Source organism: Streptomyces sp. NPDC003720 (assembly GCF_042875075.1).
In the GTDB taxonomy this organism is placed as follows: Bacteria; Actinomycetota; Actinomycetes; order Streptomycetales; family Streptomycetaceae; genus Streptomyces.
The window spans coordinates 476165-495764 of record NZ_JBIANZ010000004.1; the positions used below are offsets into that span (position 1 = coordinate 476165).

General features: G+C 70.9%; 20 protein-coding genes and 1 tRNA gene. 11 read left to right on the forward strand and 10 right to left on the reverse strand.

Going from position 1 to position 19600, the window contains the following annotated elements:
- Positions 1–40 precede the first annotated feature (40 nt).
- Entirely contained in the window at positions 41–1030 is a 990-nt protein-coding gene (locus tag ACFYU0_RS13920; protein WP_389300678.1) for a helix-turn-helix transcriptional regulator, read from the reverse strand.
- A gap of 92 nt (positions 1031–1122) precedes the next feature.
- Between ACFYU0_RS13920 and ACFYU0_RS13925 the strand changes: the two genes are divergently transcribed.
- Both ACFYU0_RS13925 and ACFYU0_RS13930 read left to right on the forward strand, forming a co-directional pair.
- Complete coding sequence (locus tag ACFYU0_RS13925; RefSeq protein WP_389300681.1) at positions 1123–1521, forward strand: VOC family protein; 399 nt, start codon at positions 1123–1125, stop codon at positions 1519–1521.
- A gap of 55 nt (positions 1522–1576) precedes the next feature.
- Complete coding sequence (locus tag ACFYU0_RS13930) at positions 1577–2104, forward strand: SMI1/KNR4 family protein (RefSeq protein ID WP_389300684.1); 528 nt, start codon at positions 1577–1579, stop codon at positions 2102–2104.
- A 414-nt stretch (positions 2105–2518) separates the two neighbouring features.
- Here ACFYU0_RS13930 and ACFYU0_RS13935 read toward each other — a convergent pair whose 3' ends face one another.
- Positions 2519–2899 carry a hypothetical protein gene (locus ACFYU0_RS13935; protein WP_389300687.1) on the reverse strand — a complete coding sequence of 127 codons (381 nt, stop codon included), beginning with the start codon at positions 2897–2899 and terminating at the stop codon, positions 2519–2521.
- A 672-nt stretch (positions 2900–3571) separates the two neighbouring features.
- On the opposite strand from ACFYU0_RS13935, the gene ACFYU0_RS13940 reads away from it, so the two are divergent.
- The gene (locus ACFYU0_RS13940) at positions 3572–4042 is read left to right on the forward strand and encodes a DUF4429 domain-containing protein (protein WP_389300690.1); all 471 of its coding nucleotides are present in this window, start codon (positions 3572–3574) and stop codon (positions 4040–4042) included.
- Positions 4043–4482: 440 nt separating this feature from the next.
- On the opposite strand, the gene ACFYU0_RS13945 is transcribed toward ACFYU0_RS13940, so the two are convergent.
- From ACFYU0_RS13945 to ACFYU0_RS13955, 3 genes are all read right to left on the reverse strand, one after another.
- A tRNA-Pro gene (locus ACFYU0_RS13945) sits at positions 4483–4556 on the reverse strand.
- Between the two features lie 66 nt (positions 4557–4622).
- Positions 4623–5381, reverse strand: coding sequence for a Pr6Pr family membrane protein (locus tag ACFYU0_RS13950; RefSeq protein WP_389300693.1), 759 nt, complete (start codon positions 5379–5381; stop codon positions 4623–4625).
- 277 nt (positions 5382–5658) lie between these two features.
- A complete protein-coding gene (locus tag ACFYU0_RS13955; protein ID WP_351667423.1) occupies positions 5659–6585 on the reverse strand; it encodes a metallophosphoesterase in 927 nt (308 codons plus the stop codon).
- A 94-nt stretch (positions 6586–6679) separates the two neighbouring features.
- Here ACFYU0_RS13955 and ACFYU0_RS13960 point away from each other — a divergent pair, with 94 nt between their 5' ends.
- A complete protein-coding gene (locus ACFYU0_RS13960; protein WP_351667421.1) occupies positions 6680–7147 on the forward strand; it encodes a GatB/YqeY domain-containing protein in 468 nt (155 codons plus the stop codon).
- A 129-nt stretch (positions 7148–7276) separates the two neighbouring features.
- Here ACFYU0_RS13960 and ACFYU0_RS13965 read toward each other — a convergent pair whose 3' ends face one another.
- Complete coding sequence (locus ACFYU0_RS13965) at positions 7277–9583, reverse strand: transglycosylase domain-containing protein (protein WP_389300697.1); 2307 nt, start codon at positions 9581–9583, stop codon at positions 7277–7279.
- Between the two features lie 533 nt (positions 9584–10116).
- On the opposite strand from ACFYU0_RS13965, the gene wblA reads away from it, so the two are divergent.
- Entirely contained in the window at positions 10117–10455 is a 339-nt protein-coding gene (wblA, locus tag ACFYU0_RS13970; protein ID WP_174266212.1) for a transcriptional regulator WblA, read from the forward strand.
- A gap of 407 nt (positions 10456–10862) precedes the next feature.
- On the opposite strand, the gene ACFYU0_RS13975 is transcribed toward wblA, so the two are convergent.
- Complete coding sequence (locus tag ACFYU0_RS13975) at positions 10863–12203, reverse strand: ArsA family ATPase (protein ID WP_351667416.1); 1341 nt, start codon at positions 12201–12203, stop codon at positions 10863–10865.
- Entirely contained in the window at positions 12200–13177 is a 978-nt protein-coding gene (locus ACFYU0_RS13980; RefSeq protein ID WP_351667414.1) for an ArsA-related P-loop ATPase, read from the reverse strand. The genes ACFYU0_RS13975 and ACFYU0_RS13980 overlap by 4 nt, the downstream gene beginning before the upstream one ends.
- A 217-nt stretch (positions 13178–13394) precedes the next feature.
- Here ACFYU0_RS13980 and ACFYU0_RS13985 point away from each other — a divergent pair, with 217 nt between their 5' ends.
- The 4 genes from ACFYU0_RS13985 to ACFYU0_RS14000 are packed head-to-tail and all read left to right on the forward strand — an operon-like array spanning position 13395 to position 15834.
- Positions 13395–13559, forward strand: coding sequence for a DUF4177 domain-containing protein (locus ACFYU0_RS13985; protein WP_136744038.1), 165 nt, complete (start codon positions 13395–13397; stop codon positions 13557–13559).
- Positions 13556–14020, forward strand: a complete 465-nt coding sequence (locus ACFYU0_RS13990) for a RidA family protein (protein WP_351667412.1) — start codon at positions 13556–13558, stop codon at positions 14018–14020. Before ACFYU0_RS13985 ends, ACFYU0_RS13990 begins: the two co-directional genes overlap by 4 nt.
- A 57-nt stretch (positions 14021–14077) precedes the next feature.
- The gene (locus tag ACFYU0_RS13995; protein WP_351667410.1) at positions 14078–15007 is read left to right on the forward strand and encodes an NUDIX hydrolase; all 930 of its coding nucleotides are present in this window, start codon (positions 14078–14080) and stop codon (positions 15005–15007) included.
- Complete coding sequence (locus ACFYU0_RS14000; protein ID WP_389300700.1) at positions 15004–15834, forward strand: MBL fold metallo-hydrolase; 831 nt, start codon at positions 15004–15006, stop codon at positions 15832–15834. The genes ACFYU0_RS13995 and ACFYU0_RS14000 overlap by 4 nt, the downstream gene beginning before the upstream one ends.
- An 87-nt stretch (positions 15835–15921) precedes the next feature.
- Here the strand turns inward: ACFYU0_RS14000 and ACFYU0_RS14005 are convergent, their stop codons facing one another.
- Positions 15922–16752, reverse strand: a complete 831-nt coding sequence (locus ACFYU0_RS14005) for a nucleotidyltransferase domain-containing protein (protein ID WP_389300703.1) — start codon at positions 16750–16752, stop codon at positions 15922–15924.
- A 166-nt stretch (positions 16753–16918) separates the two neighbouring features.
- The gene (locus tag ACFYU0_RS14010; protein WP_199211391.1) at positions 16919–17593 is read right to left on the reverse strand and encodes a Crp/Fnr family transcriptional regulator; all 675 of its coding nucleotides are present in this window, start codon (positions 17591–17593) and stop codon (positions 16919–16921) included.
- 276 nt (positions 17594–17869) lie between these two features.
- Here ACFYU0_RS14010 and nth point away from each other — a divergent pair, with 276 nt between their 5' ends.
- Positions 17870–18790 carry an endonuclease III gene (nth, locus tag ACFYU0_RS14015; RefSeq protein WP_351667403.1) on the forward strand — a complete coding sequence of 307 codons (921 nt, stop codon included), beginning with the start codon at positions 17870–17872 and terminating at the stop codon, positions 18788–18790.
- Positions 18791–18842: 52 nt separating this feature from the next.
- Complete coding sequence (locus tag ACFYU0_RS14020; RefSeq protein ID WP_351667401.1) at positions 18843–19547, forward strand: CoA pyrophosphatase; 705 nt, start codon at positions 18843–18845, stop codon at positions 19545–19547.
- Positions 19548–19600: the final 53 nt, after the last annotated feature.

Genomic DNA, 19600 nt, shown 5'->3' on the forward strand with positions numbered 1-19600 from the left:
TGCTACGAGCGCAGCGCCCAGCGGTAGTACCTCCCCGCCTTCACGCTTGGCGAGCGCTGGAAGCGAGGCGATCGGCGAGCGCGGTGACGAGGTCGCGCAGTTCGTCGGGGCGTTCGATGACGAACGGCCGGTCGAGCGAGGCGAGCACGGGAGGCACCCAGTCGAGCCGCTCCGCCCGCAGCTCGACGCGGTGCCAGCGCTCGGCGGCCTGGTCCTGGCCCGCCGCGGGTTCGAGCTCCTCGAGGCTCGCGATGCCCGCGGGCAGGTGGGCGCGGATCTGCTCGACCGTCCCGTGGATCCGCAGGGTCACCTCGTACCGGTACTCGGCGGTGGCGAACGCCGACAGCACGCGCTGCGCCGGACCGGGACCCGAGGGCGCTTCGAACGTACCGGGAAGGGTCCGCGCGTCCGCGATGCGATCGAGCCGGAAGGTCCGGTCCTCGCCGATCCGGGCGTCCTTGCCCGTGACGTACCACCGGCCCGCATGCGCGACGATCCCGTACGCGTGCAGCGTGCGTTCGCTGCGCCGCCCGTCGCGGTCGGTGTAGCGGACCGAGACCGGCCGGCGGTGGCGCACCGCGTCGGCGACGGTGAGCAGTACCCCGGTGTCCGGGGCCTCGAACTCCCCGGGCTGTTCAGTGAAGGCGAGGGATTCCAGGAGCGTGTCGAGCCGGCGTGCGAGGTGCTTGGGCAGCACTCGCCGGACCTTCGCCGACGCCGTCTCGTTGGCCGTGCGCTGCGTCGTCGTCAGCCCGGCTCGGCGGCCGGCGATCAGGCCGAGCAGCACGGCCAGCGCCTCGTCGTCGCTGAGCATGAGGGGAGGCAGGCGGTACCCGGGCGCGAGCCGGTACCCGCCGTAGCGGCCGCGCACCGACTCCACGGGCACATCGAGGTCGATCAGCTGGTCCACGTACCGCCGCACGGTGCGCCCTTCGACGCCGAGCCGGTCGGCCAGTTCGGCCACTGTCCGGGTGCCGCCCGACTGCAGCAGTTCGAGGAGCGTGAGCACGCGGGCGGTGGGTCGGGACATGTACACAACCTAGGCGAATAGAGGACCGATTCTGTCCACTATTCCTCCTAGCCTGCGCAGTGCACGCCTCAAGCACAGCCAAGGAGATCCCCATGGAGTTCGTCTCGGTCCGCATCATCACCGGCGACGTGGCACGCCTCGTCGAGTTCTACGAGCGGGCCACGGGGGCGCGGGCGACGTGGGCCACGAAGGACTTCGCCGAACTCACCACAGCGGGCGCCACCCTCGCGATCGCCGGCAGCAGCACCGTCCCGCTGTTCGCCCCGGGCTCGGCCCGCCCGGCGGACAACCACAGCGTGATCACCGAGTTCCTCGTCGACGACGTGGACCGCGTCCACCAAAACCTGACCGGCTTCGTCACGGCCTTCGTCACCGAGCCGACCACGATGCCCTGGGGCAACCGATCGCTCCTGCTGCGCGACCCCGACGGCAACCTGGTCAACTTCTTCACCCCCGTCACCCCGGCGGCGATCGCGAAATTCGCCCGCTGAACGCCCGACACAGCCGTTCTCGCGGCGACCAGGGGCCGATCGCTAGCCTGTTCGCGTGGTGCCTACTGATGATCGGCAGTTCCCCGCGGCCCTCGCCGCCGCTCTGACACTCCCGTTCGACTACGACGACGGCCACGGCGTCGACTTCGAACCCTTCCCAGCCTTCCTGTCCGCCGAGGACACCACCGACTGGTTCCGGGCGTGGACAGGCAACGCGAAGCTGGACGGCGACTGCTTCCGAGTGTTCGGCCAGGATGGTACGGGCGGCTACGCGGCCTTCTGGCTCGTCCACCCACACCGCCCGCTGGCCGACCAGCCCGTGGTCTTCCTCGGTTCCGAGGGAGAGACCGGTGTCGTGGCGCGCGACCTGAACGCGTTCCTGTGGCTGCTGGCCGGCGGATACGGCCCCTGGGAAGCGGCCACGTCGTACGCCTCCGACTGGACTCCGCGCCACAACCAGAAACTGACGGCCGTCGCCAAACGATTCGCCGCCGACTCCGAGCAGCCGGCAGCCGCAGTGATCGAACTGGCAACCCAGGAATTCCCGGACTTCGACGAAACCATCATGGCCCTGTGCCGCTGACCGGACTCGCTGTGTTCGGCGCCCCACGGGCAGACGGACGCCCACCCAAGACGCGTACCCTCGCTCAGACGGAGGCCGTGCCTCCCGCCAGTCACTCCGACCCGGGGCGTGCCGCCGCAGCAGCTCTCGCGGCTCGTCGGCCACCCGGAGACGGCCGCGGTTGAGGGGGCCTAACGGCCACAGACCTGGCCCGTGAGAGTAGCGGGCTTTGCACCTACGACCTCTTCGTCCCGAAGCAACTTGGGTGGGAGCGCCGCCTTGAGCTGGCGTGCTGTTCACCTGCGCTGATGGTCCGCAGGCGTTCGTGAATGTCCGCCGCTGTTCGTCGGCGTTGTCACGCAGTTAGACACTCACTCTCGCTGCCCGTCGGGTGTCACCGCGGGAGCCCTGGGAAGTCAGGAACACCTCGTTCGCCTAGGGATGTGCGTGGTCGTGGGGCAGTCCGCAGGCGTCGTCACGCAGATGCAGTCTGCGGAGGTCCTGGACCAGAGCGACGGGAAAGGGATGGAGCATCCACTTGGCCTGATAACCGGCCTCGCCGTGCTCCGCGAACACATTCTGAGCGGCGTTCAGCACGGCGTGGGAGAACAAGCGACGTGAGTGTGCCGACTGCCAGATCACCGTGCCGGCGTTGTCCGGTAGGTCGGGGCTGATCGACACATCGGAGAACTTGTGGATGGTCACGTCGATCAGTGCATCCGTGGCACGGAGCACCCAGCGGAGTTCCTGCGGCTCGGCGTCGAAGAAGAATCGGGTCGTGCGCTGCTGCCCGTAGAGCCCGCCTGCTGCTGCCACGAGATCCGCCAACGCATCGGTGCAGTAACTGACTACGAGCGAAGCCTGATGGGAGTCAGTGGCTAGGTGGCACCTCGCCCACCCATGGCCCTGGAGTTCCCACTTCAGCTGAAGGGCGCCCGTTGGCGCCTGAGCGAACGGCACGGGGAGCAGGCTATCGGGCAGCGATCGGCCCTCAGCTTGGGAAGCTTGGGTTTTCTGGGAAGCGGGTTTTGTGCTGACCTGCAATTGAGTTGGAGTCTTGGGCGCCGTCGCCCCAGTGCCCGCTGCTCCCCCTGGTTCCCGCGCGATCTGGCACGCGACTGGCACGGCTCCTTGCTGAGCCACCGGAGCGGGCAGGCCCCGACCGAACGCAGTTAGACACAGCCGCGCAAGCCGACCAGGCGCTTAGAAGATGCGGGCACATGATGGCGTGCCGGTCTGTCACCACGCTGCCGCCGCTGTGCTCGGCTGGTGAGCGCCGCTGGCGTCCACTGTCGTTGGCCGTCACCACTACCGTCAGCGTCGACCCGTGTCCACCGCTTCAGGGATGCCAACTGGCGGCTTCGCATGGTGCATCGCAGATCCGAACCGACTGAAGCGAGGCAGCTCAAATAGGGGCCTTTGTCATTCCCCTCCCCAGATTAGGAGACCTCGTGCCACGATGCCCCCACCAGCAAGGGGGGTAACACCATGATCGAGGTCAAAGGTCACGGCGGGCAGGTTCAGTTCGATGGCCAGTACGTCACCATCACCCGCAAGGGATTCCTTGCCCGAGCCACAGTCGGCAAGGGCGAGAAGCGACTCCACATCCGTCAGATCACGGCCGTTCAATGGAAGCCCGCCGGCGCATTCGTGAATGGCTTCATCCAGTTCACAGTGCCCGGAGGCAACGAACGCCGGTCAGCATTCGGCAGCCAGACCTCCAGCGCAGCGCACGACGAGAACTCGGTCGTCTTCACCAAGCAGCAGCAGTCGGAGTTCGAGAAGCTCCGCGCTGCCATTGACCAGGCCATCGTCGCGCAGCACGCACCCCAGGCACCGGCCGCTACGGGGCCGGCCTCACTCGCCGACGAGTTGGCTAAGCTCGCGGCGCTGCGGGACCAGGGTGTGCTGAGCACGACCGAGTTCGAACAGCAGAAGGCGCGACTGCTCGCTCAGTAGAAGGATGCCAGGAGTGCCGGCCCTCGCTGCTCGGTGAGGTCTTCTGTCCAGCACTCGCACCAGAAGCCGCGGCGGGTTTCCTGACTCAGCACGAATGACCTACCCGCAGTGCGTCCGCGTACAGCTCCGCGGTGACCGTGTGGCCCTGGTCGCTGTCGTGGACGACGACCCGGTCCGCCGTGCCTTCCGCCAGGCGCTCAAGGGCATCGCCGGGATCAACGCCGACGAGTGGACTCCGCGGGAGCTGAGGCACAGCTTCGTCTCGCTGCTTTCCGACCGGGGCGTCCCCCTGGAGGAGATCTCGCGGCACGTCGGGCACTCGGGGACCGCCGCGGCGGCCGTAGGCGTGCGGGAAGCGGTAGTCACTCAGGTGGACACGCACGCAGAAACAGATCAGGCAGGTACTGAATCCAGTACCTGCCTGATCTGCTGTTTCTCTGTCGGGGTGGCGGGATTTGAACCCACGACCTCTTCGTCCCGAACGAAGCGCGCTGCCAAGCTGCGCTACACCCCGATGTCGCTGCTTCTCGCGGCGACGTCGTTTACTTTAGCCCACTGGTGGCCGGAGACGAAATCCGGTTTAGCCGCGGTGGCGGACCGGGCTCGGGCGGGCGTGGTCCAGGGCGACCAGGAGGACCGCCAGAGCGTAGATGGCGAGGCCGATGAGGAGGGCGTTCGCCAGGGTGTCGCGGTAGCCGTGGGTCTGCGCGTCGAGGAAGGGGTAGAGATATCGGGCCGGCGCGGAGGGGGACCGGAGCGCCGCCTGGGTGAGATAGAAGGCCAGGTAGGCGAGGGGGTAGAGGAGCCAGGTCGCGGCGTGGCGCAGGCGCAGGCGGGCCGCGGGGGTGAGCAGGAGCCAGTCCAGGAGGGCCGCCAGTGGGGCGACCGTGTGGACGAGCTGGAGCGCTGCCCACTGGGCGTGCCAGCGGGCGGGGGGCGGGGCCGCGTCCGTCATGGTGAACGGCGGCGTGGCGTGGGCCAGCAGCACCTGGTAGGTCAGGGCGCTGACCACGGCGTAGAGGAGAGCGGCGCCGGTCACGGACGCGGGCAGGGGGCGACGCGTGCGCCAGGCCCTGGAGGCCGACGAGAGCATGACGACGGCCAGCAGGATGTCGGCCTGGACGCTGAAGTAGCTCAGGGTCCGGAACGGGGTGCCGAGGAGGAGCTGCAGGGCGACGCCGGCGGCCGCCGCGAGGGCGATCATCAGGCGGAACAGCGCTGCCAGGGGGCGGTGCGTGGGGCCTACCACCGCCGTGGCCGGGACCGGGGCGGGCAGCAGGAGGGGCGGGCCGGGCACCCTGGGCAGGTCCGGGATGTCCCTGGGTATCGGGGCGGTCATGCCCTCACGCTAGGCAGAGGGGATGAATGGGGCTATATGGGGCAGTCCGAATGGGTTTGCGGCCACTGTGGTCCGCCCTTTCGCCCTTCCGTCCTTCCGACCTTCCGACCCTCCGTCCTTCCGCCATCGACAGGGGGCCGCCGCCCGGCACCCGCCTGGCGCGCCCGGCAGACCCGGCGCGCCCGGCAGACCCGGCGCGCCCGGCAGACCCGGCGCGCCCCCAGTCCCGGCGCCCCCCCGGTTCAGGACGGCGCCCCGGCCCAGGGCGCCGTCCGGCCTACTCCCGGCCGACCAGCGTCAGCAGCGTCGCCTCCGGCGGGCAGGCGAAGCGGATGGGGGTGTAGCGGTTGGTGCCGCAGCCCGCCGACACGTGCAGGTAGGACGTGCGGCCCTCCGCCGTGTGCCGGGAAAGGCCCTTCACGCGGTCCGTGTCCAGGTCGCAGTTGGTGACCAGGGCGCCGTAGAAGGGAATGCAGAGCTGGCCGCCGTGGGTGTGGCCGGCCAGGACGAGGGGGTAGTCGTCCGCCGTGAAGGAGTCGAGGACGCGCAGGTAGGGGGCGTGGACGACGCCCATCGAGAAGTCGTACGAGCCGGAGGGGCCGCCCGCCACCTGCGCGTAGCGGTCGCGCTTGATGTGCGGGTCGTCCAGGCCCGTCAGCTCGATCGACACGCCCTCGACCTTCAGGACGCCCCGGGTGTTCGTCAGGTTCAGCCAGCCCGCCGCGTCGAAGCCGTCCCTGATGTCCTCCCAGGGGTTGTGGATCACGCCCACGGCCGGCGGGTTGCCGTTCAGGCCGTGCCGGCCGCTCGTCTTCTCCAGCAGGTAGCGGGCGGGGTTGCGGAGCCTCGGGCCGTAGTAGTCGTTGGAGCCGAAGACGTACGCGCCTGGGAACTCCATCAGCGGGCCGAGCGCGTCGAGCACGTCGGGGACGCCCTCCGGGTCGGAGAGGTTGTCGCCCGTGTTGATCACGAAGTCCGGGCGCAGCCCCGCCAGCGACTGCAGCCAGCGCTGCTTCTTGCGCTGGCCGCGCACCATGTGGATGTCGGAGACCTGGAGCACGCGCAGCGGACCCATGCCCGGCGGGAGGACCGGGACCGTCACCCGTCGGAGGCGGAAGGAGCGGGCTTCGAAGCCCGCCGCGTAGGCCACTCCGGCGGCGCCTGCCGCCATGATTCCCAGGGGTACTCCATATCGCGCGCGCATACGACCATCGTGTCAGACCCCGCGGTATGCCCGGGACCGGCCGCCCGGGAAATCAATGGGCGTTCGCGCCCCGGTACCTGAGACAATCGGCCCCATGACCACCACGCTCAAGTCGAAGCTGCAGGACGACCTCAACGCCGCGATCAGGGGGCGCGACGAGCTCCGCTCCTCGACGCTCCGGCTGACGCTCACCGCGATCACCAAGGAGGAGGTCGCGGGCAAGGAGAAGCGCGAGCTCTCCGACGACGAGGTGCAGAAGGTGATCACCCGTGAGGCCAAGAAGCGCCGCGAGGCGGCCGAGGCCTTCGCGCAGGGCGGCCGCGCCGAGCAGGCCGAGCGGGAGAAGGCGGAGGGCGAGATCCTTGCCGCGTACCTGCCGAAGCCGCTCAGCGACGACGAACTGAACGCGATCGTCGCCCAGGCCGTCGAGGAGGCCAAGGCGGGCGGCGCCGAGGGGCCGCGGGCCATGGGCGCCGTGATGAAGATCGTGAACCCGAAGGTGGCCGGCCAGGCCGAGGGCGGCCGCGTCGCCGCCGCGGTGAAGAAGCTGCTGCAGGGCTGAGACGCGCCACCGGCGTCTGATCACGCCGGTGGCCCGCCCCCGGACACCGCGTGCACGACCACGGGGCCGCACCCTCTCGCAGAGGGTGCGGCCCCGCCGTTTCACGGCCGCCGCGTCACGGGGGAGGGGTCACCCCCGGTGCCCCCCGTTGCCGTTCCCGTGCGTGCCGCCGTTGGTCTGGCCCTCGATGAAGTTGTCGGGGAAGGAGAAGGTCGGGGTCGGGACGGTCCCGCCGGTGTCACCGCCCTGGCTTGTTCCCCCGTTTGTCGGTCCGCCGATCAGTCCCCCGGTCCGTCCCCCCGTGTTGTCCCCCTTCCTGTCGCGTCCCCCCTGATCGCCTTTTCCCTGGTCACCACCGTCCCCCTGGTCGTCCGGGATGTCGACCAGCTGGAAGTCCGGGGCGTCCTTGCCGGCGAGGGCGCCGGCCATGGCGTCCCGCCAGATGGGACCGGGGACCTGACCGCCGAAGACGAGATCGCGGTAGACGCCGCCGATGGTGATCCCGGTCATCTTCACGTTCTGCTTGGCGCTGCCCACCCAGACCGCGCCGGACATGTTCGGGGTGTAGCCGACGAACCAGGCGTTCTTGCGCTCGTCGGTCGTACCCGTCTTGCCCGCGCTCTCACGGTCGTTCAGGCCCGCCTCCTGGCCGGTACCGGAGTCGACCACACCGCGCAGCAGCGTGTTGACCGTGTCGGCGGTCTTCTCGCTCATCGCGCGCGAGCAGGTGGACTTGGGCACCTCGAGCGACTTCTGCTCGGTGCCGACCTTCTGGACGATCGACTCGATGGCGACCGGCGTGCAGTACATCCCGCGGGAGGCGAAGGTGGCGTAGGCGCCGGCCATGGTCAGCGGGGAGAGGCCGATCGAGCCGAGGGCGATCGACGGGGTCTCCGGGAGCTTCGAGCCGTCACCCTGCACCACGTGCAGCGCGTCGGTCATCTTCACCACCGGGCACAGGCCGATGTCGGAGATGAGCTGCACGAAGTAGGTGTTGATGGACTTGGCCATCGCCTCCTTCATGCGGTACGGGCCCTTCTCCGACTCGTTCTCGTTCTCGACCGTCTCGTTCTTGGTGTTGACGTACGGGTTGCTGCTGCACCGCTGGACGGGGCTCGGGTAGTTCATCTTGTACGGCGCCGAGTACTCCTGCGTCGCCGGCTTGCCGCCCTCGATCGCGGCCGCCGCCACGAACGGCTTGAACGTCGAACCGGTCGGGAAGCCGTAGTTCGAGCCGCCCAGGTCCCGGTCGACCGAGAAGTTGTACTCCGTCTCGTTGTTGCCGTAGCCGAACGGCTTCGACTGACCCATGGCCAGGACCTTGCCGGTGCCGGGCTCGACCAGCGTGGCGGCCGCCGCGACCTTGTCGGACTTGTAGACGTGCTCCTTCAGCGAGGCCTGGACGGAGTCCTGGGCCTGCGGATCGAGCGTCGTACGGATGGTCAGTCCGCCGCGGTTCCAGAGCTTGGCGCGCTGCTCGCGGGTCTTGCCGAAGGTCGGGTCGGTCAGGAAGACGTGCTCCACGTACTTGCAGAAGAACGCGGAGCCCTTCGTCGCGGTGATGCAGCCGTTCTTCGGCTGGCTGACGTGCAGTCCGAGCGGCTTCTCCTTGGCCCGGTCGGCCTCCGCCTGGGAGACGTTGCCGACCTCCGCCATGCGCTGCAGCACGGTGTTGCGCCGCTTGGTGGCCTCGGCCTCGTCGTTCACCGGGTCGTAGCGGCTCGGGGACTGCACGATGCCGGCCAGCAGCGCCGACTCCTGCAGGTTCAGGTCCTTGGCGTGCTTGGAGAAGTAGCGCTGGGCGGCCGCCTCGACGCCGTAGGCCTGCTCGCCGAAGAAGGTGATGTTCAGGTAGTTCTCGAGGATCTTCTTCTTGCCCAGCTTCTCCTCGATCTGGATCGCGTACTTCAGCTCCTTGACCTTGCGGCCGAGGGTCTGCTGGGTGGCCTCGGCGACCTTCGTCGGGTCGTCGCCGGCCTCCTCGATGAAGTAGTTCTTCACGAGCTGCTGGGTCAGCGTGGAGGCGCCCTGGGAGACGCCGCCGCTCTGCGCGTTCTTGTTCAGGGCGCGCAGCACGCCCTTGAGGTCGATCGCGCCGTGCTTGTAGAAGCGCGAGTCCTCGATCGCGACGATCGCCTTCTGCATGTACGGCGAGATGTTCTTGAGGTCCACCACCGTGCGGTCACGGGAGTAGACGGTCGCGATCTGGGTCCCCCGGCTGTCCAGTATGGTCGTGCGCTGACTGAGCTGGGGGCTCTTGAGGTTGGCCGGAATCTCGTCGAAGCCCTTGACCGAGCCCTTGGCCGCGAGGCCCAGCGCGCCGGCCGCGGGCAGCGCGATGCCCGCCATCACGGCTCCCGCGAGCACACTGACTCCGAGGAACTTGGCGGCCTGCTGCGTTGCCGACAGGCCACCGCTCGAGCGCTTCTTTGCCATGGGGGCAGCCTAATCCGTACTCATGAGCGTTCCGAGGGAGCGGCCCTCCGTCGGGATGTTCGGGTGCCGGATCGTGACGTGCGCGCCTCCGGCCCGGCGGCCCGGGGCCGCTGTCACGGCACGGCGAAGCGGGGCCTACGTTCTCATTCGCCGGACAGGCGCACAGGCCTTGGCCTAAGCTGCTCGTAACTGTCACAGCGGCGCGGCCACACATCAATACGTCCGGCGAACCCGAATCGTTCCGGAAGTACCCCTGAATCTTCGGCGGGGCGTGTCCGATTCCGCCTCGTGTGTCACCTGACGCACCGTGTGGCACACCACAGCCGTCCCGGTATGCCGGGATGGTCGCGCATGTCGTCAGCTCACTCCCCCGGGTGATCTGCCGCTTACCCATAGTCCGTTCGGACCATTCAAGATTGGGCCCGAAGGGGGTGTTGCGCTGTGCCCACCTTCCGTAACGTCCTCAACTGGCGGCGGTGAATATGCCGCTGCCGCCGTGGGGGAGCCTCGATTCGGGAGAGGACGGCGCCGGTATGGGCTGGGTAACCGACTGGAGTGCGCAGGCTGCCTGCCGCACTACTGATCCGGATGAACTGTTCGTGCAGGGAGCAGCGCAGAACAGGGCCAAGGCGGTGTGCACCGGATGTCCGGTACGTACCGAGTGCCTGGCCGACGCGCTGGACAATCGCGTCGAGTTCGGCGTGTGGGGAGGCATGACGGAGCGGGAGCGCCGCGCACTGCTGCGCCGGCGGCCCACGGTGACCTCCTGGCGCAGGCTGCTGGAGACCGCACGCTCGGAGTACGAGCGCGGCGCGGGCATCGTGTCCCTCGACAGCGACGAGGTGTACGAGAACTACGCGGCGGTCAGCTGAGGGCACATGCCACTGGGTGTCGCCCCGGAACCATTCGGGGCGAGCGCGGTCGAGGCGTGCGTGGTTGAGGCGACGGCCGCTCCAGGAGCGGCCTCGGCCCCGGCCGGCGGGTACGCGTCGGCGTGACGCTGCCCGCTGGGCAGGTGGCCGCCGGGCCGACGAGCGACAGTGGTCCGTCGGAGTGGCAGTGGCCCGTCGCAGCGGTGACGGGGTGTCGCGGCGGTGCGGCCCCCGACGCGGCGTGGGTGACAGGCGCTCTGGCTAGCCGCGTGCGCCCGCTGTCCGAGCACGCGACCGACGCGCATGCCTGCCACGAGCGGTCACGCGCGCGCGAACGCGCGGTGCGTGCCGTCCGCCGGACCCGCGCGGACGACCGCCACGTACGCGTGCACGCCGAGCGGTAAGCGCTACGACAGTTCCGTACGCCCCGCCGCCAGCCGGTCGCCGATGTCGCGCAGCCCCGTGAGGTCGTGCACGTCACCGGGCAGCGCCGGTACCTCGACGACCGCCACTTCGGGATGACGGGCGAGGAAACGGTCACGCGTGCGCTGCTCGCGCGAGAGCAGATGCATGCGCTCGGCGTGCAGTCTCAGCAGGCCTGCGGTGAGCTGGTCCACAGTCCGCTCCGGGTCCGCGGCGGGGGAGCCGTCGTCGGTGCCGGCGGGGGAGCCGTCGTCCGGAGCCGATGGCGTGGCAGCGGGAGTTTCTGAACTGCCTTGCGTGTCGGGAGAGTTACGAAGTCCAGCTTTCCCGTCCCCCTGATCCACAATGCGGGGGTCCTCAAGATTTTCCGCGGCGTCGAGGGCCCGCTCCGCGGACAGCCGCCCGGCGCCGCTGCCGTGGACCCGGTTCAGCACCAGCCCCACCAGCGGCATGGCCTCCGCGGCCAGCCGCTCCACGAAGTACGCCGCCTCGCGCAGCGCGTCCCGCTCCGGCGCCGCCACCACCAGGAACGCCGTACCGGGCGCCTGGAGCAGCTTGTACGTGGCGTCCGCGCGGGTGCGGAAGCCGCCGAAGGTGGTGTCCATCGCGGCCACGAACGTCTGCACGTCCTTCAGCAGCTGACCGCCGAGCAGCTTGCCCAGGGTGCCGGTCATCATCGACATGCCCACGTTGAGGAAGGCCATCCCCGCGCGGCCGCCCAGCTTGGCCGGAGCGGTCAGCAGACGGATCAGCCGGCCGTCCAGGAAGGAACCGAGCCGCTTGGGCGCGTCCAGGAAGTCCAGCGCCGAGCGGGACGGCGGGGTGTCGACCACGATCAGGTCCCACTCGTCCCGCGCCCGGAGCTGCCCCAGCTTCTCCATCGCCATGTACTCCTGCGTGCCCGCGAAGCCCGCCGAGAGCGACTGGTAGAAGGGGTTCGCCAGGATCGCGGCCGCCCGCTCACTGTCCGCGTGCGCCTCCACGACCTCGTCGAAGGTGCGCTTCATGTCGAGCATCATCGCGTGCAGCTCGCCGTCGCCCTCGGTGCCCTTGACCCGCCTGGGCACGTTGTCGAGGGAGTCGATGCCCATCGACTGGGCGAGCCGGCGGGCCGGGTCGATGGTGAGGACGACCACCTTGCGGCCCCGCTCGGCCGCCCGCAGGCCCAGCGCCGCCGCGGTCGTCGTCTTGCCGACGCCGCCCGAGCCGCAGCACACCACGATCCGGGTGCCCGGGTCGTCCAGCAGCGGATCGACGTCCAGCACGCGCGCGGGGGAGAGATGAGGTCGGGCGGCGTCCTGCGCCTCGGCCGGGTCCACGCTCATGACAACCCCTGCTTCCGCAGCTCGGTGGCGAGTTCGTACAGGCCCGCGAGGTCCATGCCCTCCACGAGCAGCGGCAGTTCGTGCAGCGGCAGCTCCAGTTCGCCGAGGACCGCGCGCTGCTCCTGCTCCAGCGCGTGCCGCTCGGCGTACTCGGCCGCCTGCTCCAGCAGCGGGTCCACCAGCCGCTCGGCGTGCCCGCCGCGCCGCGCCCCGCCGAGCCCGGCGGCCGACAGGGACCGCGCGACGGAGGCGCGCGGCACGGTCCGTACGAGTTCCAGGTCCTCCGCGTCCAACACCCCCGGCCGGACCATGTTCACGATGACCCGGCCCACCGGGAGCCGCGCCGCGCGGAGTTCGGCGATCCCGTCGGCGGTCTCCTGGACGGGCATCTCCTCCAGCAGCGTCACCAGGTGCACCGCCGTCTCCGGCGACTTCAGCACCCGCATCACCGCCTGCGCCTGATTGTGTATCGGGCCGATCTTGGCGAGTCCGGCGACCTCGTCGTTGACGTTGAGGAACCGGGTGATGCGGCCGGTGGGCGGCGCGTCCATCACCACGTAGTCGTAGATGAACCGCCCGGCCTTGTCCTTGCGGCGGACCGCCTCGCACGCCTTGCCGGTCAGCAGGACGTCCCTGAGTCCCGGCGCGACCGTGGTGGCGAAGTCGATCGCGCCGAGCTTCTTCAGCGCCCGGCCCGCGCCGCCGAGCTTGTAGAACATCTGGAGATAGTCCAGAAGGGCGAGTTCGGGGTCGATGGCGAGGGCGTACACCTCCCCGCCACCGGGTGCGACCGCGATCTTCCGTTCCTCGTAGGGCAGCGCATCTGTCTCGAAGAGCTGTGCGATGCCCTGCCGACCCTCGACCTCCACGAGAAGCGTCCGCTTCCCCTCGGTCGCGAGGGCCAGCGCGAGTGCGGCGGCGACCGTCGTCTTGCCGGTCCCGCCCTTGCCGCTGACGACCTGGAGCCTGCTCACGTATTCGAGCCTAACCAGTCCGGCCGATGTCCACGCGGGAGGCTGTGGACAACCGCGCTCCCGACCGGCCCCCGGGACCCCCTTCCGCCGTCCTCGCGTCCGGCGCCTTCCGCTCCCTGCCCGGCGTACGGCACACCCGTGCACCGGTGCCCGCCGCGGGCGACGGAGGCCGTGGTCGGCCGCCTGACCGGGTGACCGCAGCGGCTACAGTCGGCCCATGACCAAGAAGTGGGAATACGCGACCGTGCCGCTGCTCGTCCATGCCACGAAGCAGATCCTGGACACCTGGGGCGAGGACGGCTGGGAGCTCGTCCAGGTCGTGCCCGGGCCGAACAACCCCGAGCAGCTCGTGGCCTACCTGAAGCGGGAGAAGCAGGCGTGAGCGCGGTCGAGGAGAAGCTGGCCGAACTGGGCCTGACCCTGCCGGAGGTCGTGCCGCCGCTGGCCTCGTACCAGCCGGCCGTGCGGTCCGGCGTCTACGTCTACACCGCCGGCCAGCTGCCGATGGTGGAGGGCAAGCTGCCGGTCACCGGCAAGGTGGGCGCCGAGGTCACGGCCGAGGAGGCCAAGGAGCTGGCCCGCACCTGCGCGCTGAACGCGCTGGCCGCCGTGAAGTCCGTCACCGGCGACCTGGACCGCATCGCGCGCGTGGTGAAGGTCGTCGGCTTCGTCGCCTCGGCCGCTGACTTCACCGGGCAGCCGGGTGTCGTCAACGGCGCCAGCGAGCTGCTCGGCGAGGTGCTGGGCGAGAAGGGCGTGCACGCCCGCAGCGCGGTGGGCGTCGCGGTGCTGCCGCTGGACGCCCCGGTGGAGGTCGAGATCCAGGTCGAGCTCGACCGGTAACCTCTCTGACCTCGGGTGCCTCTCGAACATTCGCCCTACACGGGATAGCCTCCGGCCATGGCGAACGGTCAGTGGTATCCCCCGGAGTGGCCCGACCGCATCCGCGCGCTCGCGGACGGCACCCTCGTGCCGGTGACCCCGAAGCGCGCGGCCACCGTGCTCCTCCTGAAGGACACCGCGGCCGGTCCGGCCGTCCACATGCTGCGCAGACGCGCCTCCATGGCCTTCGCCGGAGGCGCGTACGCGTATCCCGGCGGCGGTGTCGACCCGCGCGACGACGACCGCCTGGTCCGCTGGGCCGGTCCCACGCGCGCGTGGTGGGCCGAACGGCTGGGCGTCGACGAGAGCGGCGCCCAGGCCGTCGTCTGCGCCGCCGTGCGGGAGACGTACGAGGAGGCGGGCGTCCTGCTCGCCGGCCCGGACGCCGGCTCGGTGGTCGGGGACACCACCGGGGACGACTGGGAGGCCGACCGCGCCGCCCTCGTCGCGCGCGAGCTGTCGTTCGCCGAGTTCCTGGACCGCCGCGGCCTGGTGCTCCGCTCCGACCTGCTGGGCGCCTGGACCCGCTGGATCACCCCGGAGTTCGAGTCCCGGCGCTACGACACCTGGTTCTTCGTGGCCGTCCTGCCCGAGGGCCAGCGCACCCGCAACGCCTCCACGGAGGCCGACCGCACGGTGTGGATCCGCCCCGAGGAGGCCGCAGCCGGGTACGACAGGGGCGAGCTGCTGATGATGCCGCCCACCATCGCCACCCTGCGCCAGCTCCTGCCGTACGACACGGCGGCCGGGGCGCTCGCGGCCGCGCCGGCGCGGGACATGACCCCGGTGCTGGCCAGAGCCCGCCTGGTGGACGGCGAGATCGTCCTGTCCTGGCCCGGCCACGACGAGTTCACCAAGCATGTCCCGGCGAGTGGGACGGCCACCGGCGGGGCACCTGGGACGGAACGCGGGACGACGGCCCCGAGCACCGGAGGAGGCCCCGCATGACGGACGCAAGCGCCCTGCCCGGACAGCCCCGGGGCGGTGTCCTCACGGGTCCGGCGACCGAACGCGCCGTCAACGTGCTCGCGCCCAACGCCTCCGCGATGACCCTGGACGGCACCAACACCTGGATCGTCTCCGAGCCCGGCTCCGACCTGGCCGTGGTGATCGACCCCGGGCCGCTGGACGACGGCCACCTGGGCGCCGTCGTCGACACGGCCGAGAAGGCCGGCAAGCGCATAGCCCTGACCCTGCTCACCCACGGCCACCCCGACCACGCCGAGGGCGCCGCCCGGTTCGCCGAGCTGACCCGCACGCGCGTGCGCGCCCTCGACCCGGCGCTCCGGCTCGGCGACGAGGGCCTGGCCGCCGGTGACGTGATAGCGGTCGGCGGTCTGGAGCTGAGGGTCGTACCGACCCCCGGGCACACCGCGGACTCGCTCTGCTTCCACCTCCCGGCCGACCGGGCGGTGCTGACCGGGGACACCGTCCTCGGGCGCGGCACGACCGTCGTGGCCCACCCGGACGGCCGCCTCGGCGACTACCTGGACTCCCTGCGCCGCCTGCGCTCCCTCACCGTGGACGACGGCGTCCACACGGTCCTGCCGGGCCACGGGCCGGTCCTGGAGGACGCCCAGGGGGCCGTCGAGTTCTACCTCGCCCACCGCGCCCACCGGCTCGCCCAGGTCGAGACGGCCGTCGAGGACGGCTACCGCTCCCCGGCGCAGGTCGTCGCCCACGTGTACGCCGACGTCGACCGCTCCCTGTGGCCGGCGGCGGAGCTGTCGGTGCGGGCCCAGATGGACTACCTGAGCGAGCACGGACTCATATAGCGGTCCCGTACGCCGGGTGCCCGTCGGGCCGGGCTCCCGCAGGCCGCGGCCACCCGCAGGGCGGGTGGCGCAGGCCCGCGGGGCCGCTCAGAGCCGGTCCTCCGGCCGGGGGGCCTTCACACCGTGCACGCGCGCGTACTCGGCGGCCAGCCAGGGGCCGAGGTCGTCCACGTACGACCGCAGTACGTCCGCGTCGCCGACGGGCTCGTAGCCGCACTCCGCCGCCCGGCGCATTTGCGCGGCCCGCTCCGGGTAGTGGGCGCCGAACGCGCCGGCCATCTCGCGCAGGTCGCTGGTCCAGCCCCGCCAGCGGGGCATCACGAGGGTGAAGCCGGTGCGCACGAGGTGCCGGGACATGAAACGGACGAGCGGCCGCAGCGCCTCCTCGGTGCCTGCCGTCCGCTCGATCCGCTCGCGCCAGCGCGGCAGCAGCAGGGCGAGGTCGCCGTTGGTCTCCCGGGCCAGCAGGGAGTCGGGGCGGTACCGGGGCAGGTGCGCGGCGAGGTCGTCCCCGAGCAGCGGTGTGCACAGGCAGGCGACGAACCAGCCCATGTCGTGCCGCTCCATCTCGCTCAGCAGCCGCCCCCGGCCGTACAGCAGCGCGCCGACCCCGTCGATCTGCGGGAACTCCTCGTCGAGGCGCTCGCCGAAGGCCCGCACGTCCTGCCGGTCGGCGTCCGTCGGCTCCTCGCGCAGCGCAAGCAGCAGATCGAAGTCGCTGCGCCCGGGGCGCGCGGTGCCGCGCGGGATCGACCCGTAGAGGTACGCGCTGTGCAGCCGCGCCCCGAGGAGGTCCGGCAGCCGGTCGCGCGCGGCGGCCACGACGGGGCGGAACGCGTCCGGCACGCGCGCGAGGGAGCCCTCGCGGACGAGGAACCCCTGCGTGTCGAGTCCGGGACGCTGAACGGTGTCGGTCATGCGTTCACTGTGCCCGGTGCGGGGCCCCGGGGCGGGCGATTTACGGGCTGTCGGCATTGAGGGCGATGGGCCTTTCGCATGCCCCGCGCGGGGCATGCGAAAGGCCCCGCGCGGGGCGGCAAGGCCTCACGCGGGGCGGCAAGGCCTCACGCGCGTGTGCGGGCGGTCAGCGGGACCGCTTGGCCAGGCGCTCCACGTCCAGCAGGATCACGGCACGCGCCTCCAGGCGGAGCCACCCGCGCCCGGCGAAGTCCGCCAGCGCCTTGTTCACGGTCTCGCGCGAGGCGCCGACGAGCTGGGCCAGCTCCTCCTGCGTGAGGTCGTGGACGACGTGGATGCCCTCCTCGGACTGAACGCCGAAACGGCGGGAGAGGTCCAGCAGGGCGCGCGCGACACGGCCGGGGACGTCGGAGAAGACCAGGTCGGACATGGCGTCGTTGGTCTTGCGCAGGCGGCGGGCGACGGCGCGCAGCAGGGCGCCGGCCACCTCCGGGCGCACGTTCAGCCAGGGCTGGAGGTCGCCGTGGCCGAGGGCGAGCAGCTTGACCTCGGTGAGCGCGGTCGCGGTCGCGGTGCGCGGGCCCGGGTCGAACAGCGACAGCTCGCCGATCAGCTCGCTGGGGCCGACGACGGCGAGCATGTTCTCGCGGCCGTCGGGAGAGGTGCGGTGCAGCTTGACCTTGCCCTCGGTGACGACGTACAGCCGGTCACCGGGGTCGCCCTCGTGGAACAGCGAGTCACCACGCGCGAGGGTCACCTCACTCATGGAGGCGCGGAGCTCCGCGGCCTGCTCGTCGTCGAGCGCCGCGAAAAGCGGATTGCGCCGCAGAACGTCGTCCACGAGTTCTCTCCCTTGTCGACCTGCTCAGGGGACCATGATCCCCCGGCTACCAGGGGACCGTGTTCCCCGTTTTGCCGGGCGGTCCAAACAGTGTGATCTGTCACAAGGATGCCGCACAGATGTCCCGGGGTACGCGGCAGGGGTCCAATCGGGGGCCGATCCCCCGGGTCCGGGGCGGATGTCGGTGCCGGGCTTTAGGCTGGCCGGGTGTCCAAAACGCCGGTGAGAGCACAGGGCAAGGGGGCTGCACGGGTGGTTGCACGTCGAGATTCCGCTGTGGGCGAACAGGGTCCCGGCAGTAGTAGTAAAAGCGACAAATCGTCCAAAAAGGTCGCACCGGCCGAGAAGGCAGTGGGCGCCGAGAAGGCCGTGCCGGTGAAGAAGTCCGCGCCGGTCAAGAAGATCGCCGTGAAGCCGCCGGCCGGGGAGTCGCGCACCGCGCTGGTCCGCCGCGCCCGCCGCATCAACCGCGAGCTCGCCGAGGTCTACCCCTACGCCCACCCGGAGCTGGACTTCGAGAACCCGTTCCAGCTCCTGGTCGCCACGGTCCTGTCGGCCCAGACCACCGACCTGAGGGTCAACCAGACCACCCCGGCGCTCTTCGCCAAGTACCCCACGCCCGAGGACCTCGCGGCGGCCAACCCGGAGGAGGTCGAGGAGATCCTGCGCCCCTGCGGGTTCTTCCGGGCCAAGACCAGGTCGGTCATAGGCCTCTCGAAGGCCCTCGCCGAGGACTTCGGCGGCCAGGTGCCCGGAAAACTGGAGGAACTGGTCAAGCTGCCCGGCGTGGGCCGCAAGACCGCCTTCGTCGTCCTGGGCAACGCCTTCGGGCGCCCCGGGATCACCGTGGACACGCACTTCCAGCGGCTGGTCCGGCGCTGGCAGTGGACCGACGAGACCGACCCCGACAAGATCGAGGCGGCCGTCGGCGCCCTGTTCCCCAAGAGCGACTGGACCGACCTGTCCCACCACGTGATCTGGCACGGCCGCCGCATCTGCCACGCCCGCAAGCCCGCCTGCGGCGCCTGCCCCATCGCCCCGCTCTGCCCGGCCTACGGCGAGGGCGAGACCGACCCGGAGAAGGCGAAGAAGCTCCTGAAGTACGAGAAGGGCGGCCTCCCCGGCCAGCGACTGAAGCCGCCGCAGGCCTACCTCGACGCCGGCGGCAGGCCCGCGCCGCCGCTGGGGGCCGGATGACGGAACGATCTCGGTGCCCTCGGGCGTTGGACACGGCAGGACGGGGGTGGCGATGACGTACACGCACGAGACGCACGACACGCACAGAGGGCCGGTGACACTGAGCGAGGAGGGCCTTCCCGACTGGCTGGACCCGGTGGTGCGGGCGGCGCGGACGGTCCAGCCGCTCCAGCTCAGCCGCTTCCTGCCGCCGGAGAACGGCTCGGGACGGCAGTCGGCCGTGCTGATCCTCTTCGGCGAGGGCGAGCGAGGCCCCGAGCTGCTGCTCATGGAGCGGGCCGGCTCCCTGCGCTCCCATGCCGGCCAGCCGTCCTTCCCGGGCGGCGCCCTCGACCCGGAGGACGGCGACCCGGCGGGCGACGGACCGCTCAGAGCCGCGCTGCGCGAGGCCGAGGAGGAGACCGGCCTCGACCCGTCCGGCGTCCAGCTCTTCGGCGTGCTGCCCGCGCTCTACATCCCGGTCAGCGGCTTCGTCGTCACCCCCGTGCTCGGCTGGTGGCGCGAGCCCAGCCCGGTCGGCGTCGTCGATCCCAACGAGACGGCCCGCGTCTTCACCGTCCCCGTGGCGGATCTCACGGACCCCGCCCACCGGGCCACCGCCGTCCACCCGAGCGGCCACCGGGGTCCGGCATTCCTGGTCGAATCGGCCCTGGTCTGGGGTTTCACCGCCGGAGTGATCGACCGTCTGCTGCACTACGCGGGCTGGGAGCGGCCCTGGGACCGGGACAAGCAGGTCCCGCTCGACTGGCGGTCATGACAGGGTGAACCCCGTGCTGTGTTCGCCCGAGGGCAGTGACGTCGGCGGCTGCG

Excerpts from the sequence above, each read along its gene's own strand:
- ACFYU0_RS13920 (WP_389300678.1), bottom strand. The coding sequence starts at position 1,030 with ATGTCCCGACCCACCGCCCGCGTGCTCACGCTCCTCGAACTGCTGCAG.
- ACFYU0_RS13925 (WP_389300681.1), top strand. The coding sequence starts at position 1,123 with ATGGAGTTCGTCTCGGTCCGCATCATCACCGGCGACGTGGCACGCCTC.
- ACFYU0_RS13940 (WP_389300690.1), top strand. The coding sequence starts at position 3,572 with ATGATCGAGGTCAAAGGTCACGGCGGGCAGGTTCAGTTCGATGGCCAG.
- ACFYU0_RS13950 (WP_389300693.1), bottom strand. The coding sequence starts at position 5,381 with ATGACCGCCCCGATACCCAGGGACATCCCGGACCTGCCCAGGGTGCCC.
- ACFYU0_RS13955 (WP_351667423.1), bottom strand. The coding sequence starts at position 6,585 with ATGCGCGCGCGATATGGAGTACCCCTGGGAATCATGGCGGCAGGCGCC.
- ACFYU0_RS13960 (WP_351667421.1), top strand. The coding sequence starts at position 6,680 with ATGACCACCACGCTCAAGTCGAAGCTGCAGGACGACCTCAACGCCGCG.
- ACFYU0_RS13965 (WP_389300697.1), bottom strand. The coding sequence starts at position 9,583 with ATGGCAAAGAAGCGCTCGAGCGGTGGCCTGTCGGCAACGCAGCAGGCC.
- wblA (WP_174266212.1), top strand. The coding sequence starts at position 10,117 with ATGGGCTGGGTAACCGACTGGAGTGCGCAGGCTGCCTGCCGCACTACT.
- ACFYU0_RS13975 (WP_351667416.1), bottom strand. The coding sequence starts at position 12,203 with ATGAGCGTGGACCCGGCCGAGGCGCAGGACGCCGCCCGACCTCATCTC.
- ACFYU0_RS13985 (WP_136744038.1), top strand. The coding sequence starts at position 13,395 with ATGACCAAGAAGTGGGAATACGCGACCGTGCCGCTGCTCGTCCATGCC.
- ACFYU0_RS13995 (WP_351667410.1), top strand. The coding sequence starts at position 14,078 with ATGGCGAACGGTCAGTGGTATCCCCCGGAGTGGCCCGACCGCATCCGC.
- ACFYU0_RS14000 (WP_389300700.1), top strand. The coding sequence starts at position 15,004 with ATGACGGACGCAAGCGCCCTGCCCGGACAGCCCCGGGGCGGTGTCCTC.
- ACFYU0_RS14005 (WP_389300703.1), bottom strand. The coding sequence starts at position 16,752 with ATGACCGACACCGTTCAGCGTCCCGGACTCGACACGCAGGGGTTCCTC.
- ACFYU0_RS14020 (WP_351667401.1), top strand. The coding sequence starts at position 18,843 with ATGACGTACACGCACGAGACGCACGACACGCACAGAGGGCCGGTGACA.